14 protein-coding genes are annotated in these 15963 nt (G+C 41.1%); 3 read left to right on the top strand and 11 right to left on the bottom strand.

Features of this window, described 5'->3' with window-relative positions:
* Positions 1 to 7: 7 nt before the first annotated feature.
* The 10 genes from CYK47_RS04460 to CYK47_RS04500 all read right to left on the bottom strand — a co-directional run bounded on the left by CYK47_RS04460 (position 8) and on the right by CYK47_RS04500 (position 10909).
* Complete coding sequence (locus tag CYK47_RS04460; RefSeq protein WP_122899323.1) at positions 8 to 901, bottom strand: LysR substrate-binding domain-containing protein; 894 nt, start codon at positions 899 to 901, stop codon at positions 8 to 10.
* Between the two features lie 12 nt (positions 902 to 913).
* Positions 914 to 2080 (bottom strand): MFS transporter, encoded by a 1167-nt coding sequence (locus tag CYK47_RS04465; protein WP_122899325.1) that lies wholly within the window; start codon positions 2078 to 2080, stop codon positions 914 to 916.
* A complete protein-coding gene (locus tag CYK47_RS04470; protein WP_122899327.1) occupies positions 2073 to 2648 on the bottom strand; it encodes a TetR/AcrR family transcriptional regulator in 576 nt (191 codons plus the stop codon). Before CYK47_RS04470 ends, CYK47_RS04465 begins: the two co-directional genes overlap by 8 nt.
* 96 nt (positions 2649 to 2744) lie before the next feature.
* Positions 2745 to 3263 carry an acyl-CoA thioesterase gene (locus CYK47_RS04475; protein ID WP_122899329.1) on the bottom strand — a complete coding sequence of 173 codons (519 nt, stop codon included), beginning with the start codon at positions 3261 to 3263 and terminating at the stop codon, positions 2745 to 2747.
* Between the two features lie 192 nt (positions 3264 to 3455).
* The gene (locus CYK47_RS15440; RefSeq protein WP_164709147.1) at positions 3456 to 3632 is read right to left on the bottom strand and encodes a lipocalin/fatty acid-binding family protein; all 177 of its coding nucleotides are present in this window, start codon (positions 3630 to 3632) and stop codon (positions 3456 to 3458) included.
* Positions 3633 to 3906: 274 nt separating this feature from the next.
* Positions 3907 to 4845 carry a patatin-like phospholipase family protein gene (locus CYK47_RS04480; protein ID WP_122899331.1) on the bottom strand — a complete coding sequence of 313 codons (939 nt, stop codon included), beginning with the start codon at positions 4843 to 4845 and terminating at the stop codon, positions 3907 to 3909.
* A gap of 139 nt (positions 4846 to 4984) precedes the next feature.
* Positions 4985 to 6451, bottom strand: coding sequence for an alanine/glycine:cation symporter family protein (locus CYK47_RS04485; protein ID WP_122899333.1), 1467 nt, complete (start codon positions 6449 to 6451; stop codon positions 4985 to 4987).
* 90 nt (positions 6452 to 6541) lie between these two features.
* Complete coding sequence (gene gltS / locus CYK47_RS04490) at positions 6542 to 7783, bottom strand: sodium/glutamate symporter (protein ID WP_122899335.1); 1242 nt, start codon at positions 7781 to 7783, stop codon at positions 6542 to 6544.
* A 384-nt stretch (positions 7784 to 8167) separates the two neighbouring features.
* Positions 8168 to 9364 (bottom strand): DcaP family trimeric outer membrane transporter, encoded by a 1197-nt coding sequence (locus tag CYK47_RS04495; RefSeq protein WP_228722467.1) that lies wholly within the window; start codon positions 9362 to 9364, stop codon positions 8168 to 8170.
* A 285-nt stretch (positions 9365 to 9649) separates the two neighbouring features.
* Positions 9650 to 10909 carry a DcaP family trimeric outer membrane transporter gene (locus CYK47_RS04500; RefSeq protein ID WP_122899339.1) on the bottom strand — a complete coding sequence of 420 codons (1260 nt, stop codon included), beginning with the start codon at positions 10907 to 10909 and terminating at the stop codon, positions 9650 to 9652.
* A gap of 191 nt (positions 10910 to 11100) precedes the next feature.
* Here CYK47_RS04500 and CYK47_RS04505 point away from each other — a divergent pair, with 191 nt between their 5' ends.
* Complete coding sequence (locus CYK47_RS04505; RefSeq protein WP_122899340.1) at positions 11101 to 11805, top strand: nitroreductase; 705 nt, start codon at positions 11101 to 11103, stop codon at positions 11803 to 11805.
* On the opposite strand, the gene CYK47_RS04510 is transcribed toward CYK47_RS04505, so the two are convergent.
* The gene (locus CYK47_RS04510; protein ID WP_122899342.1) at positions 11802 to 12998 is read right to left on the bottom strand and encodes a multidrug effflux MFS transporter; all 1197 of its coding nucleotides are present in this window, start codon (positions 12996 to 12998) and stop codon (positions 11802 to 11804) included. The two genes, CYK47_RS04505 and CYK47_RS04510, sit on opposite strands and share 4 nt — an antisense overlap.
* Before the next feature lie 123 nt (positions 12999 to 13121).
* Here CYK47_RS04510 and yccS point away from each other — a divergent pair, with 123 nt between their 5' ends.
* On the top strand, positions 13122 to 15296 hold the full coding sequence (gene yccS / locus CYK47_RS04515; RefSeq protein ID WP_122899344.1) for a YccS family putative transporter: 2175 nt from the start codon (positions 13122 to 13124) through the stop codon (positions 15294 to 15296).
* 83 nt (positions 15297 to 15379) lie between these two features.
* On the top strand, positions 15380 to 15940 hold the full coding sequence (locus CYK47_RS04520; protein ID WP_122899346.1) for a YcxB family protein: 561 nt from the start codon (positions 15380 to 15382) through the stop codon (positions 15938 to 15940).
* Positions 15941 to 15963: the final 23 nt, after the last annotated feature.

Below are 15963 nucleotides of genomic sequence, written 5' to 3' on the forward strand. Positions count from 1 at the left end.
ATTGTTGTTAGAAGAAGCCCATATAAAATTGCTCTTTTAAGATCTTTAAAATCAGTTCAATGGCATCATTTTTATGCTCTTTACGATAGCTGGCATACAAACCAATCATCGGTAAAGGCTCTATGGTATTTTTCACCACAATTTTATCGCCCAATAATGGAATCACATAAGCAGGCACAATACTCCAGCCCACGCCCATGCCCACTAAATTGACATTGAGTAAAATATTGGTGGAATGCTGCACCACATTAACATTGAGTTTGGCATCTTTAAAATAATTGGTAATTAATTTATGCAATTGTGGTGAAGCATCTTCATCACTAATCACAAAATTCTGCCCATTAAAACTTTTAATGCTGACATGGCGCTGCTGCGTAATTGGGTCATCTTTGGGCACAATTAATGCCAATGGCTCACTAAAAATTTGCACACATTCAATTTCACTGGATTCATCTTGATAGCGGGTAAAAGCGATATCCAACTCACCTTTCTTTAAGGCTCTAAATTGGTCTGCATCAGTAAAGCTATGAAAATGAATTTTAAGTTCAGGAAAATGTGCACGAATATTGGGCATGATGTAGGGAAAGATCTTCATCTCTGCCACAGGCACAAAACCAATATTGAGCTGATCTTTTTGTAAATTGGCGACTTTACGTGCATCCTGAATCGCCAGTTCGGCATGCTCTAAGCTCAGTAGAGCCTGTTTTAAAAAGGCTTTACCTTCTTCGGTCAATTCTACTTTGCGATTGGAGCGAATCAGCAGTTGCACGCCTACTTCTGTTTCTAAGTCTTTAATTTGCTGGCTGAGCGAGGGTTGCACGGTACACATGCGCTGTGCCGCCTTGGTAAAATTCAGCTCTTCAGCCACTGCAACAAAATAGCGTAAATGGCGTAATTCCATAGCCGTATGCCCTTAAGATAAATAAAGTTTGACAGCAACTTTGGCCTTGTAAAATAACAACGTGGCCAACACAATCACCGCACAAGCTAAATAAGTCAATTGATAATCAAAATAGGCAATGCAATAGCCCATCACCACCGAGCCAAGCGCTAGCCCCACATCAAATAAGGTAAAGAAAGTCGAAATGGCATGCCCCATCCGCGCTTTGTCGACCGACTGAATGGCAAGCGTTTGTAAACAAGGAAATAATGAGCCATAGCCAAGCCCAATAAACACCGCAGATAGCCACAAAACCCACTGATTTTGCACAAAACTCACCACGACTAAACCTATGGCAAAAGCAATAAACGATGGATAAATCACAAAGCTTGGGCCTTTTTGGTCGTAGAATTTCCCCACCCAAGGTCGCACCAAAATCATAGAAGCAGCAAAAACAATAAAGAATACACTGGCATAGGGCAGCAAATTCTGACTTTGTGCAAAAGCGGTAATAAAACTGGTAATACTTGAATAGGCAAAAGCAGTCAGTAAAGCCACCATACTAATACTCAGCACTTTAAGTTCTACGACATCATGCACACTGAATCGCTTGTGAGGGATTTTGGTCACTTGCCTCTGTTCAGGTACTTTTAATGTTAAAGTAAATACATATCCAATAGTGGTGACAAGGCTGAGTAGACCAAATAAGGCATTGAAACTCATCGATTGAATTGCCGTTAAAGCCAAAAGTGGGCCAAACACCACGCCAAGATTGGTTGACATGACAAAATAGCCCATACCCTCGCCTTTACGGTTTTCGGGAATAAACTCATTGACCACAGGTACATTAACGGTCGTTAAAATACTAAACCAAAAACCATGTAAAAAACGTACTAAAAGCAATGACCATAAGCTATCAATCAACAGATAACTAAAGGCAAACAGTAAAAATAAAATGCCCGCACCACGTAACGCAATTTTTTTGCCTAATTTTTCAACAATTAAACCTGAAAATGGTCGAATCGCAATCGAAGACAGTAAAAATAAGGTCAGTGCTAAACCAGCATCTTTGACCGTACCACCCAAATCCTGCAAGATATAAATGGGTAAAATAGTTAAGGTGGCAAAATAATAAATAAATAAAAATAAGTTATTGCACAGGCATAAAATAAAGGCGCGATTCCACAGTGACTCACTCATCTGCTGTAGCCTTTGGCAATTGGATTGGCGCTAAGACCAAATGTACTAAATTTTCAATATAGCGCTGATCAGGAACGGTATTAAAAAAGATAATTTGATAATGAATCGGTGCATATAAAGTATCAAGCATCAATTCAAATGGATAATCTGCAGCAATTTCACCGCGTGCAATCGCCAGCGCAATTAACTCACGGGTTTGTTCACGGCGTGGTAATAAATATTGTTTAAAAAATTCAGTGGCAGCTTCACGATTTTGTGCCATCACCGCCAGTACAGCACGACCAATAGGATGTTGTAAGGCACTGGCTAATTTGATTAATTGTTGTTGTAAATTAAAACTTAAGGACTGGGAAAAATCCAGTTCAAACACAGAAGCGGTGTGTAATTTAAAACAATCCAACACCAAGTCAGACTTATGTTTCCACCAGCGATAAATCGTCGATTTACCTACCCCAGCACGACTGGCAATATTTTCAATGGTCAACTGCGCATAATCATGCTCATTTAAGGCCGCCGCCACAGCGGTTAAAATACACAGTTCACGGCGACTGGTTTTTTCTAAGTCCATGCTGACCCCAAAAACGAAACGCTACGTATCGTTTTATTGTAACCTAACAAAACAGCAGTTACCATAAAAAAAGACCTCTTCAGAGGTCTTTTTGGTTTAGCGATCTGTTTTTTTATAGATACTACATGAGGGATGGTGATTCTCTTGTAAGCGTGCCACCTTACGCTGTTCTGCTGCTTCAAAGCGGCAACGTTTCCAATCATTATCTAAATTTAATGGTGGAATTTGTTTTGGCTTACCCTGATCATCTACTGCGACCATAGTAAAGTAACAGCTATTGGTATGACGCACGGTACGTTTTTGAATATTTTGTGCCTCTACACGAATACCAATTTCCATCGAGGTACGCCCAACATGGTTGACACTGGCTAAGAATGTCACCAGCTCACCCACATGAATAGCTTCTTTAAAGGTCACTTTATCCACCGATAAGGTCACCACATAACTGCCCGAATAGCGACTTGCACACGCATAAGCCACTTGGTCCAGTAACTTTAAAATTGTACCCCCATGCACATTGCCAGAAAAATTCGCCATATCAGGGGTCATTAATACAGTCATGGTCAGTTCAGATTGGTCATCTAACATTGGAGCAATTTGGTCAAGTGGGGACATCATGTTCTCAAGACAAAGGATGAATCAGATTAGTTGTAGGCCATTATACCTGCTTTGACAGAAATATCAGGTAAATTTGCCTAAAATACCATCATCATTATTTATATTAATTATGTCATCATTTAGTTAAATATATAATTACACCGCAACGAGGGTTGCACCTGTCGTAGATCAACAAGCGCAAAACCAATTTTAATGAGGTGACTGCACTCGACGCAGCATTTCAGGGGCAATATGGCCATAGCTAATGTGCTGATTACCCAATTTCGCTTCTACCTCAAATGATCCATCGGTATTTTTTTTAATAATTTTAAAAATCACATTAGGCATGCTTGCAAGTTTGACTTGCTCTCCGACTTGCATCGTCATCGTATTTCCCTCGTTATATTTTGACGTTTTATCGATTTTTAGTATAAGTATTTTTAAGTAAACGGTAAATATAAGCCACTGAATTAAAAGACATATATTAATAAATTAAAAATATAAACTGATTCAAATTAAATCTTAATCTTTTTTTATTTATATATATACATCAAGGTATTAGCATTTTAGGGTTTATTTTTTCAGCTCTTTTTTGTTAGCTGTGCGACTTTTCAGTTACAAAAAAAGCCAAGTCAAACTTGGCTAGGTGTTGTGATACAACTCAATATTGAACTTGAAACTGTTGCAGACTTTGCTGTTTTTTTGTGTTGAGGACTTGCTGTAAGTTGGTCAATTGTTGCTCAGCTGCCTCACTCCCCGCTTGCATAGTGACTTCTCGTCCACGTACATCAAAAATATGGGCTTTCTCACGTACATCAGGCTGAATCACAATATCTGCATACTGCAATTCTTGCTGGGCCAGCTGTTGCTGCATAATATTAATATTTTGATTAAATAGTCCCCAGACGTTATTGGTTTCGGTATAAGCAGGCTGCGCTAAAATATCTACCGCAATCACCACATCGGCGCCTAAATCACGCGCTACTTTAACAGGTACAGGACTGACCAACCCGCCATCAACGTATTCCATCCCCGCAATATTGGTGGGGATAAACATACTTGGAATAGATACTGAAGCACGCACAGCTTGCCCAGTATCGCCATAATTAAACACCACTTTTTGACCATGCTGTAATTGAGTAGCCACCACGTACATGGGTGTTTTAAGCTGATGTAGAGGGGTGTTATGCACTAACTGATTCACATAATCTTCAATTTTTTTACCGTCAAAAAAACCTTTTTTGTCTAAGCGAATATCGCGTACATCATTGGCTTTCATATTAAGGGCAATATCACGTAATTGTGCAGCATTTTTGCCTTGGGCATATAAAGCCCCCACTAAACTGCCCGCACTGGTACCCACAATAAAGTCAGGTCGAATCCCCTCGCGTTCTAGTACCTCAATCGCTCCAATATGGGCATAACCGCGCGCACCACCACTGCCTAATACTAAGGCGACAATCGGGCGTTTTTCGGTCTGTTTTAATTTATGAAAATCAATACGATTCGGTTGCACCTGCGCCACTGCTGTTTTGGCAGAGCTCACAACAGCGGTCAAACTTAAACACAATGCCAAAAATAATGGACCAGATTTCATCATGGACGTTGCAAAAGTGAATTAAAAACGTGGCGCAAGTGTATGCGATTTTAAAGCTTGACTGTGTTGTATTTCATTTAACTGCAGCATTAGCCGTTTAAACTAAGAGAAAAAAAGCCCCCGTAAACGGAGGCTTGTGTGCTTACCAAATATCAGAGTTGACCTTATTCTTAAATTTAGGATGTTGATCAAGTTTAAATTCTGGTTCTTTTACCCCTGCTTTTAACTGTTTCATATAGTCTTTGAGTAGCATCATGACAAATGGCATGAGCAATACAATTGCAATTAAGTTGATACTAGCCATAACACCCATAAATAGGTCAGCCATTGACCAAATGAGCGGTACGCTGGCAATTGAACCAAAATATACCATCACCAACACAAAGACACGGAACACAAACATCACGCGTGGATTGTTATTAATGAACTGGACATTGCCTTCTGCATAAGCGTAGTTACCAATAATAGATGAATAAGCAAACAAGAATAAGATCAAGGCCAAGAAGTCATCCCCCCATGCCCCAATCTGACTTTCCAGCGCCATTTGAGTCAGCGTTACGCCTTCAAAGCCCGCATTTTCATATAAACCTGAAGCTAAGATGACAATTGCGGTACAAGAACATACCACAAAGGTATCAACAAAAACGCCTAACATCTGTACCAAGCCTTGGTTCACAGGATGTTTGACATCCGAAGCGGCAGCGGCATTCGGTGCAGACCCCATCCCTGCTTCGTTGGAGAATAAACCACGCTTAATCCCCATCATCATTGCCATAGAAATCATCGCACCAAAGAAACCGCCTGCAGCTGCTTCAAACTCAAAGGCTTTGCTAAAGATCAGCTGGAACATCGATGGTAATTGCTCAATGTTAATCACAGCAATATATAACGCCACCATCAAATACAGCAGTGCCATAAATGGCACAAAGCTTTCTGCTACTTTGGCAATACGCTTAATACCACCAAAAATAATCAGCGCGGTCATGATCACCAATGCCAATCCAATCCAAGAGATTTCAAAACCACCTGGCAACATGATATTGGCTTGATCCCAACCCCAAGCATGTGAAGTTGCACCACTAATGGCATTGGCTTGTACTGCATTAAAAACAAAGCCATAGGTTGAAATTAAGGCAATTGCAAAAACCACCCCAAGCCATTTTTGTTTTAAGCCTTGCGTAATATAGTAAGCAGGCCCACCACGGAACTGTTGATTTTGCATATCGCGTACTTTAAACAGCTGTGCTAATGAAGACTCAACAAAGGCGGAGCTCATACCTAAAAAGGCAGTAAACCACATCCAAAACACGGCGCCCGGCCCACCAATAGCAATCGCAATGGCAACACCTGCTACGTTACCCACCCCAACACGACTGGCAAGTCCTGTGACAAAGGCCTGAAAGGGGGTAATACCATGTTCATCATCGCCGGGTTTACGACTACGTTTCATGACTTTAATACTGTGCAAAAACAGACGAATCTGCACAGCGCCTGTGGCAATGGTGTATAAAATACCCACTGCTACCAAAAACACCACCAAGAAGTCCCACAACGGGCCATTTAAGGCATTTACCCCATCGAGTAGGGTCTGATTTAAACTTTCATTCATCTTATTATCCTTGTCCCATCAATGATTGATGCGGGAGAAAAAGCAAAAAAGCCCCACACAAATGGGGCTTAAGGTGTAAAACGGTTATGATTAACCTAAAAATCTTAAGATGGATTGAATGACTACCACGTTAATTAAATCAACGAAGAATGCGCCACACAAAGGTACAATTAAGAAAGCTTTATGCGATGCGCCATACATATTGGTGATGGCTTGCATGTTGGCAACCGCGGTTGGCGTAGCCCCCATACCAAAACCACAGTGACCTGCAGCCAGTACAGCAGCATCATAGTTTTTACCCATGACACGGAAAGTTACAAAGGCTGCATATAACGCCATCGTGATAGTTTGCGCCGCTAAAATTACCATTAATGGACCCGCAAGGTCGGCCAATTGCCATAATTTTAATGACAATAACGCCATTGCTAAATACAGCGATAAAGAAGCATTACCAAATACGTCAATCGCGCGATCAAAGACAGTGACTTTAAACACACCTTCGAGCAAGTTACGTAAAATCACACCACAGCCTAATGCCCAGACAAAGGTCGGTAATTCAAACATCGTGCCTTTGGCATAACCTGTCATAAATTCAGCAAAAGCTAAACAGATCGCAAATAAACCTAAGGTAGTAATGGCATTATCAGCAGTAATTAAACGCACCCGATGTGGATATTCAAAAGGTACATACTCATTACCTGCTAAATCCCCTACAGGACGATTATCACGTTCTTCAATTTGCGCACTGGTTCGTGGGGTCGCGAGTTTATGCTTATTAATTAAGGTTTTCGCCAGTGGGCCACCAATAATACCACCAATGATTAAACCAAAAGTGGCACTGGCCATACCTAATGCTAAGGCACCATCAATACCATGTGTGGTTTCAAAAATTTCACCCCATGCACCTGCTGTACCATGACCACCCGTTAAAGTAATTGAACCTGCAATTAAACCAATTAAAGGATCAATACCAAGTAAAGTGGCTAAACTAATACCGACTACATTTTGCACCACAATAAAAGAGGCAACCGCAACCAAGAAGATCACTAAACCAAGACCACCTTCTTTTAACTTTGAGAAGTTGGCGCTTAGACCAATAGAAGCAAAGAAAATCAGCATAAAACTGCTTTGTAATGTACTGCTGGTCGTAATGCTATAGCCCCAAAAGTTATATACGATTAGAGAAATAACAGCCGCTACTAGACCACCTGCCACAGGCTCTGGAATATTGTAGCGTTTTAGAAAATCAATGTTGTTGACTAAGAAGCGGCCCAGTAACAGAACAATGACCGCCGCAATCAGCGTATAAAATGCGTCAAAAGTAAATTCCATAGCGATGATATCCGTTAAAATTGATCAATACTTTTATTGTTCTACAGCGTTCAGTTCAATGTTAAAGAAATCCTGCATCATTATTTTGATGACTTAGATTTACTTTAAATTAACCCACGATTGCTACAAGAGAAATAATGTAAAGAGCAATTTTGCAATAACACGTGATTCATTGAAGAATGAAAGCAACGCAAAAAATAATAATTTGAAATCAGATTTGAATCACCTGATTCATCTAATGAGCGAAAAACGCGGTTATTATGCAATTTTAATCAGCCAACTCCTATGCTTAGTGGCCTCGTTTATGTAATATCTGCATATTATTTAAACAAATCATAAAAAAAACCGAGGTAATACACCTCGGTTTAGTTATCAATCTAAAGTTTAGAAACTGTAACGTCCCATTAAACCAATACGGTTATCTTTAAAAGATTCGCCCTTAAAGGTTTCGCGTTTACCATTTACATATTCAATGCCGAGATCAACAGGTTTAGCTGGTGAATAAATAAAGTTCAGCCATGCTTGTTGCACTTGTTCATTGCCCGCTGTATTTAAACGCGCATAATCTGTACCATCATCCGCAAATAACGCGCCATAGGCTAAAGTTGAACGCCATTGTGGAGAGAATTTATAAGTTGCCCCAACTTGTACAGCATGAAATTCATTTTGTTCAATCTGCGCACGTTCATCTAAAGCAAAAGCTGTATTACTGCCGTATAAATATTTGTTATCGCCTTGCACATAAGAATAATCAGCTGAAACTTTTAAAGGTTGACTGACTTGATAGTTGACCCCAACTGCTGCACCCCATGCCATGGCATCATCGCGGCCAACATCAGCTTTATAATGTTCGACTAAAGCACGCGCTGACACAGCACCCTTGCCGTCATCAAAACCTTGTACCACTTTGGCAGCCAGTACAGGTGCGCTATATTTTACCGTTGAACCTGTCGCTGAGCTATCCCCTTTTTCTAAGGAAAGCATCACTTGCGTTTGTGGTGCGACTTTATGGTTATAACGTACCATCGGAATACGTGCTGTACCGCCACCTACGTTGGTCCCAAAGTCAATCATTTCTGGCGCATGATTAGATAAAAAGGTCGACGTGGTTTGACCAATTAACCAATCGTTATAAGTTAAATAAGCGTGTCGAATACGTAAATTATCACTACTGCTCGCAAAGTCTGTTTCGACTTTAGCACCAAGCTTGCCATTTTCAAGTGGCGTTGAGAAATCAACACCAATACGTGTGGTTTTTAAGGTAGAACGTAATTTGTCTTTGCTGGCGCCAGTTGAAGTCGCCACACTGTTAAAGTCGTTATCAGCACCTTCAACAATATAGTTGGCATCGGCACGCACCGAACCATAGAGCTTAAATTCAGCGCCATTGGCTGTGGTGAGCTTTAAGCCCTCTTGTTTGACTGTTTCAGCCACAGGTTGTTTGGCAACTTGGTTGATTTGTTGCTGTTGTTGTACTTGGATATGCTGTTGTTGCTGAATTAAACTTTTTAAAGCAGCCACTTCTTGACGCAATTGTTGAATTTGCTGTTGCTCTGTTGCTGCTGTAGCATTGGCCCCCATGATGCTGGCTACGGTGCTAACTAAGCTGATTTTTATGAAAGATTGCACTTGGTTTTTCACTTAAAACTCCAAATTTTCAGTTTTTTTTATTGCCTTTGTTCTCTACTCCTGCCAAGCAATTGTGATAGCAGATGTTATTTACTATTAGCAGGCAGCTTGTGCTCATTAAAATGGCATATTTTGTTACTTTTTTAAACAATCTAATAACATTATTTTTTATAAAGATTGCTTTAGATCTGCTCAAACACAAAAAGAGGTCATATGACCCCTTTTCGCTCGACTTGCTTAAAAATTATAAATTGCCATCATGTTGACGCGTTGGTCGTCACCAGTGCGGCTGCCTTGTTGCGGGGTTTCAAACGTTTTACGTTCACCCATGGTGTATTCAAGTCCAAAGCTCACTGGCTTGACTGGGCTATAAAATAAGTTGGCCCAAGTTTGCCATAATTCTTTGTTGAGGTTACCTGTGGCATAGCGTAAATAATTATCGTTATCATCAGCTTTCATATAACCATAGCCTAAAGTGCCACGCCATTGCTCATTAAATTTCTGGGTAATCCCAACAATAATTGAGTCAAACTCATTTTCGTCTACAATATTTTTATTGTTGTCTTGGGCAAAACCTTGGTTGCTTGAAAGTACAAAACTACTATCGCCTTTGACATGGTAGTAGTCGGCTTTTAAGGTGGTGCTTGGCGTAATATCCAGCTTGGTGCCTAAACCCACACCCCATGCGGTGGTGGTGTCTGCATCGGTGCGTTTTTCACTGACCATACCACGTAAACCGACTTGCATATTATCAAGCACTTGATGATTTAAACGTGTGGTTAAGGCGGGCAAACGCATAGTGCTGCTGGCATCTTTTGGATCTTCAACTGCGACCACAACATTGGTTTCAGGGCTAAATTTATGCGTATAGCGCACTTGTGGGGTACGTTTAATCGCGCCACCAGCATACGTCATAGCGTCTACCGTTTCAGGGATATAGTCAGGTGGGGCAAAGTTTGACCATGTTTGCCCTACTAACCAATCGTTATAGCTTAAATAGGCATGACGAATACGTAAATTGTCATTGGCTCCCAAGAAATCAACTTCGACTTTCGCGGTCAATTTAGCATCGTTGACGGGTGCGGTAAAATCCAAACCTAAACGGGTGGCAGCTAAAGTCGTTTTTAAGCGATCTTTATAGCCTGGCTCGCCTTCTAAAGCGACATTGGCAATTTGGTTATAAGGGCTTGAACCTGGACCACCTTCAATTTGATAACTACCATCAGCACGGACGTTGCCATAGAGTTTTAATTCTGCGCCACCTTTGGTGCTCAGACTCAGGGCAGAATTTTTTGCTGCTGAACTAACGACTGGATGTTGTGGTGCAGCAACTTGGTATTGAGTTAGGCGTTGTTGCTCGCCATATTGCTGCACCAATTGACGTAATTGTTGCACCTCTTGGCGTAGCTGCTCAATTTCATTGTCCCCATTGGCATGTCCCATAGAGCTCACTGCAATCGCAGCGCTTAATAGCAATAATTGAAATTTTGCTGACATAGCTTATCCTTTAAGTGTTTTTGTTGTGGCATCCATCCTGATGCTGGCTCAAATTTGAACGATTTTTAACAACTGTAACAGCTATGCTTTAGTCGAATGTATCTTTTGATTTTTCTATGAATGAATTATTGAATATTGATTCATGATTTAACAACGCTCTACAATGAACTACACAAGAATAAGGATAGACAATGAATAATTTAAATAGCGCTGTAGTGGATCATGCGATTTGTTCACGACGCTCGATTCGTGCTTTTTTACCAGATCAAGTACCCAGCGAGATGATTAGCGAGATTTTACAGGTCGCCAGCCGTGCACCTTCAGGAAGCAACACCCAGCCGTGGAAAGTCTATGTGGTTACAGGGCAAACGCGGCAAAAAATTATTGATGCAGTCTGCCAAACTCAGCTGCATATTCAGCAGACACCCGATTTAGCCCAGCATTATGTGGCCAGCTTTGATTATTATCCTAAAACTTGGTTTTCACCGTTTATCGAGCGACGCCGCGAAAATGGTCTAGGATTATATGGTTTATTGGGTTTAGCTAAAGACAATAAAGCGGGCATGGCAGCGCAGCATTTACGTAATTATCAATTATTTGATGCACCTGTAGCGCTGTTTTTTACTACCCATCAAGATTTAGGTGTGGGTGCTAAAATGGATGTGGCGATGCTGATGCAAAACGTGATGACCGCCGCGCAAGCGCGTGGACTGGCAACCTGTCCACAAGCGGCATGGAATCATTTTCATTCTGTGGTCTTGCCACACTTAGGTGCTGCTGCCAATGAAGAGTTGGTATGTGCCATTGCATTGGGTTATCCAGACCAAAGTGCATTGGTCAATGAGTTTGTCACACCGCGAGTCGCGCTGCACGAATTTACCGTGTTCTTAGATTAACGCAGCGCACCTTGTTGAATATGGCGCATCGCCCAATTGGCACTACCAATAAAGAGCAGCATCATGACTGCCATATTCAATAGCGGTGACCATATTAAAAAGTTAAGTAAAATCCCACCCACTAAACCGGCACCAAATTGCATACTGCCCATCACAGCACTGGCTGTCCCTGCTCGACTGCCTTGTTCTGACATTGCTAATGCCATTGCATTAGGGCCGGTAAAACCAATCCCCGCCACCGTTAAAAATAAACCCAATAGCACCAAAGCCAAAGGCGCAGATACCACACCACACAGTAACAACAACACCGCCCCAAAGGCTTGAACCATTCCACCGAGTTTCAAGCGCTCTAAAATCCCATAACGCTGTGCGAGACGTTTATTTAAGCTTGAAAACAGCATAATTCCTACAGCATTACAGCCAAATACATAAGCAAATAACTGTTGCCCCAAGCCATAACTTTCCATTAATACAGCAGCAGAACCACTAATATAAGTAAATAAAGCACCACTACTTAAACAACCCGCTAGCATGGCATAGCAAAATAAGGGGTCTTTAAAAATGCTGGCATATAGGTTTAAAATTTGACTAAAACTCAAATTTAAACGGCGCTCTGGCACTAAAGTTTCTTTAAAAAAGAAATGCACACAAAGTGCTGCGATAATGCCAATTGCTGTTAAAAAAGCGAAAATAATATGCCAATCAAAAAACAATAGCACCCAAGCCCCTAAGGTGGGTGCCATAATTGGTGCAATAGTACTCACAATCATCATACTGGCAAAGGCTTGCGCTGAGGCATTTAAATCTAAGCGATCACGAATCGCTGCCCGTGCAATGACCACTCCAACACACCCCCCTAAAGCTTGTAAGACGCGTGCGGCAATTAAGCTCCACTCACTATAAGCAAATACACAGAGTAAACTTGCCAGCACATATAAACTCAAACCAATATATAAAGGTGGTTTACGACCAATACGATCACTCAAGGGGCCATAAATTAACTGCCCCACCGCTAAACCTAAAAAATAGGCGGGCAAACTGTTGGCCACCATTTGCGTTGTAACTCCAAAATCATCCGCCATTAAAGGCAAAGCTGGCAAATACATATCAATACTGAGTGGCCCTAATGCGGTCAGTAAGGCAAGTAATAAAATCCAAGCATTGGAATATTGTTTTGGTGCGGCATGTGACATGGCAATATTTATTTTTAAAAGAGCAAGCGTGCAGACAATTCTACACCCTCATAGTATGATTTGCGTGGCAACAATGTTGTATTGATTGCAAAAAAATAGATAAACATAGATTAGGGATTCATCTTGAAAGCTTGGTTTTTAAAGTTACAACAAGCCACTTATAATTCTACCTTGATGTATAACATCAGGATGTTGATCGCTTTTACTGGCACAGCTTTTGTCCCTTATTTACTGGATATGCAACTGGCGACCATTCCACTGACCTTAGGCGTGGTGGCGGCAGGTTTAAGTGACATTGATGATCGCTTTTCGGCACGAATCCTGAATCAACTGTATACCTATGTCGGCTTCTTTATTACTGCCACTTCAATTTATTTTTTATTTCCCTATCCGATTTTATTTGGCATCGGCTTAATTATTTCTTGTATTGGTTTTATTTTACTCGGTTCACTCGGACGGCGTTATGTCACCATTTCCTACGGCTGTTTGGTGGTGTCAGTATATGCCATGCTAGGCGTGGATCTATTTGATGATTGGTATAAACAGCCCCTGTTATTGGTAACAGGTGCGCTGTGGTATGGCGTCATTTCTACTATTAGCTTTTTATTATTTCCTGTGCGCCAAGTCCAAGATCAACTGTCTAAAAGCTATAGTGCCTTAGGGCATTTCTTATATGCCAAATCTAATTTATTTGATGTAGATATGACTGCGAAAAGCTATCAACAAAGTATGATTGATTTATCGCTTGAAAATGGCAAATTGGTGGCAATCTTTAATGAGCTTAAAACTGCGCTGCTAACCCGCCTTAAAGGCGACCGTGGACAAAAAGATACCCGCCGTAGCTTACAATATTATTTTGTGGCCCAAGATATTCATGAACGTGCCGATTCAGCGCATATTGACTACCAAAAACTCGCTAAGATTTTTGAGCACAGTGATGTGCTGTTTCGCTTACAGCGGATTTTATCGCTACAAGCCAAGGCCTGTCATGATTTAAGCGAAAGTCTGTCACGTCGCCAACATTATCAGCACAATAAACGCTTTAAACATGCTTTTGCTAACTTAAAGCATTCTTTAGAAAAATTACGCCAAGATCAGCATTATGACCAAGTTTGGATTAACGCCTTATTTAGCTTGTACCAAAACTTAAAATCCATTGATGGACAGCTGCGTAATCTCGAAACCGAACAGACCATGAATGAAGAAAAAGCCCGTCAGGCCGAAAACCAGCTCAAAGATGACGATTTAAAAGGCTTAGATGACATTATGGTGCGTATTAAGCAGCATTTAACCCCAGAATCGGTGCTGTTTCGCCATGCGATTCGTTTGTCCTTGGTGCTGTTGGTGGCGTATATCTTTGTCCAAGTAACCAATATCGAATATGGCTATTGGGTATTACTCACCGCCCTATTTGTCACTCAGCCGAACTTTAACGCCACCAAACGCCGCTTACGCTTACGTGTCGTGGGTACTTTAATCGGGATTGTGATTGGCTATGCGATTTTATACTTTATTCCTTCTATTGAAGGACAATTGCTGTTATTGGTTTTGAGTGGCGTATTGTTCTTTGAACTACGCAGTAAACAATATGCACAAGCCACAGCCTTTATTACCATTTTAGCGCTGTTAAACTTTAACCTCGATGGAATGGGCTTTGAAGCTGCCATTCCACGTATGATTGATACGCTCGTGGGCTGTTTTATTGCTTGGCTTGGGGTATATTTTATTTTTCCTGACTGGAAATTCCGCCGTCTACCGCGCACAATTCGTCGCTCACTAGAAGCGCAGTGCAATTATTTAGCCGAAGTGGTGACGCAATATCAATCTGGGCGTAACAATGGTCTAAATTATCGCGTGGTACGTCGGGCAGCACATAACCGCGATGCCGATGTTGCCTCGTTAATTTCGACCTTAGCTACCGAACCTGATTTTGATCCTGATCAAAAAGCCTTGGCCTTTGAGTTGTTGTGCTTAAGCCATACTTTTTTAAGTTATATCGCGGCTTTAGGTGCGCATCGTGAGCAAATTCAAGACCAAGAAGTCTTAAGCTTACTCAATAATGCCCTGCATGATATTCAAGGTGCCTTACTAGAAGATAAGGCACCTGATTTAACTGCACACAATATGCTGCAAAATATCAGGCAACGTTTGGTGCAAAACCAAGATGAACATCAAAAATCGTTAATTATTTTGCAGCAGTTGTCTTTAATGCTCAGCATCTTAGACAATTTAAGCCATCTAAAGCAAAGCTTAAGTCATGAACGCGATCAACATGCCACAGAACTTGCCTCGCTCTAGTTGCTATTTTTCGCACAATAAGTTCACGATAGCGTGAGATTTAATGCTAAACTTTTCGCAGTTTTACATCTGTTATTTTCACTATGACCGCTAAAAATTTATACGCTTATACGCTGCAGCCTGTACCTTATGAAGTCAGTGCTGAAGAACAGCGCGAGATTCAGCTACAAATGTGGCGCAGCACCAACACCATTGGGCTAAAAGCTTGGGCCATTATGGGTGTGGTATTGGCTTTATCAATTCTAGGACTTGTTTTACTCAAAAACTATTCAACTATTTTTTGTTGGGTCGCAATTGTTGCTGTTATTGGCTATTTCTTGGTGCGTAAGTTTGGCCTTGAATGGTACGTAAAACGCAAAATGAATGAGTTTCCAACCCAAGAAATTAAAGGCATTAAATTAGGCGTACAACCGCATGGTTTAGTGATGCGTCAGCAAATGGGTCTGCAAGAAGGCGTGGCAGTCATTTCTTGGAAAGATATTTATGAGTGGTATAGTACCCCTGAATATATGTTGGTCAAATTTAAAGTTAAAGGCCAAGAAGGTGCTTATATCCTGCCAAAACGTATGGATTCAAAGAACTTTTCTTTTGCCACTATACGTAAGCATTTACAAGAAACTGTAGGTGAGCCAAAAGTACTTTAAGTTTCAAGCTTTTAAAAACCTCC

The sequence above is a fragment of the Acinetobacter sp. B51(2017) genome, assembly GCF_003711395.1.
Taxonomy (GTDB): Bacteria; Pseudomonadota; Gammaproteobacteria; order Pseudomonadales; family Moraxellaceae; genus Acinetobacter.

What these genes read in the sequence shown, in the direction of transcription:
- CYK47_RS04460 (WP_122899323.1), bottom strand. Translation starts at nt 901, where the DNA reads ATGGAATTACGCCATTTACGCTATTTTGTTGCAGTGGCTGAAGAGCTG.
- CYK47_RS04465 (WP_122899325.1), bottom strand. Translation starts at nt 2,080, where the DNA reads ATGAGTGAGTCACTGTGGAATCGCGCCTTTATTTTATGCCTGTGCAAT.
- CYK47_RS04470 (WP_122899327.1), bottom strand. Translation starts at nt 2,648, where the DNA reads ATGGACTTAGAAAAAACCAGTCGCCGTGAACTGTGTATTTTAACCGCT.
- CYK47_RS04475 (WP_122899329.1), bottom strand. Translation starts at nt 3,263, where the DNA reads ATGTCCCCACTTGACCAAATTGCTCCAATGTTAGATGACCAATCTGAA.
- CYK47_RS15440 (WP_164709147.1), bottom strand. Translation starts at nt 3,632, where the DNA reads ATGACGATGCAAGTCGGAGAGCAAGTCAAACTTGCAAGCATGCCTAAT.
- CYK47_RS04480 (WP_122899331.1), bottom strand. Translation starts at nt 4,845, where the DNA reads ATGATGAAATCTGGTCCATTATTTTTGGCATTGTGTTTAAGTTTGACC.
- CYK47_RS04485 (WP_122899333.1), bottom strand. Translation starts at nt 6,451, where the DNA reads ATGAATGAAAGTTTAAATCAGACCCTACTCGATGGGGTAAATGCCTTA.
- gltS (WP_122899335.1), bottom strand. Translation starts at nt 7,783, where the DNA reads ATGGAATTTACTTTTGACGCATTTTATACGCTGATTGCGGCGGTCATT.
- CYK47_RS04495 (WP_228722467.1), bottom strand. Translation starts at nt 9,364, where the DNA reads ATGGGGGCCAATGCTACAGCAGCAACAGAGCAACAGCAAATTCAACAA.
- CYK47_RS04500 (WP_122899339.1), bottom strand. Translation starts at nt 10,909, where the DNA reads ATGTCAGCAAAATTTCAATTATTGCTATTAAGCGCTGCGATTGCAGTG.
- CYK47_RS04505 (WP_122899340.1), top strand. Translation starts at nt 11,101, where the DNA reads ATGAATAATTTAAATAGCGCTGTAGTGGATCATGCGATTTGTTCACGA.
- CYK47_RS04510 (WP_122899342.1), bottom strand. Translation starts at nt 12,998, where the DNA reads ATGTCACATGCCGCACCAAAACAATATTCCAATGCTTGGATTTTATTA.
- CYK47_RS04520 (WP_122899346.1), top strand. Translation starts at nt 15,380, where the DNA reads ATGACCGCTAAAAATTTATACGCTTATACGCTGCAGCCTGTACCTTAT.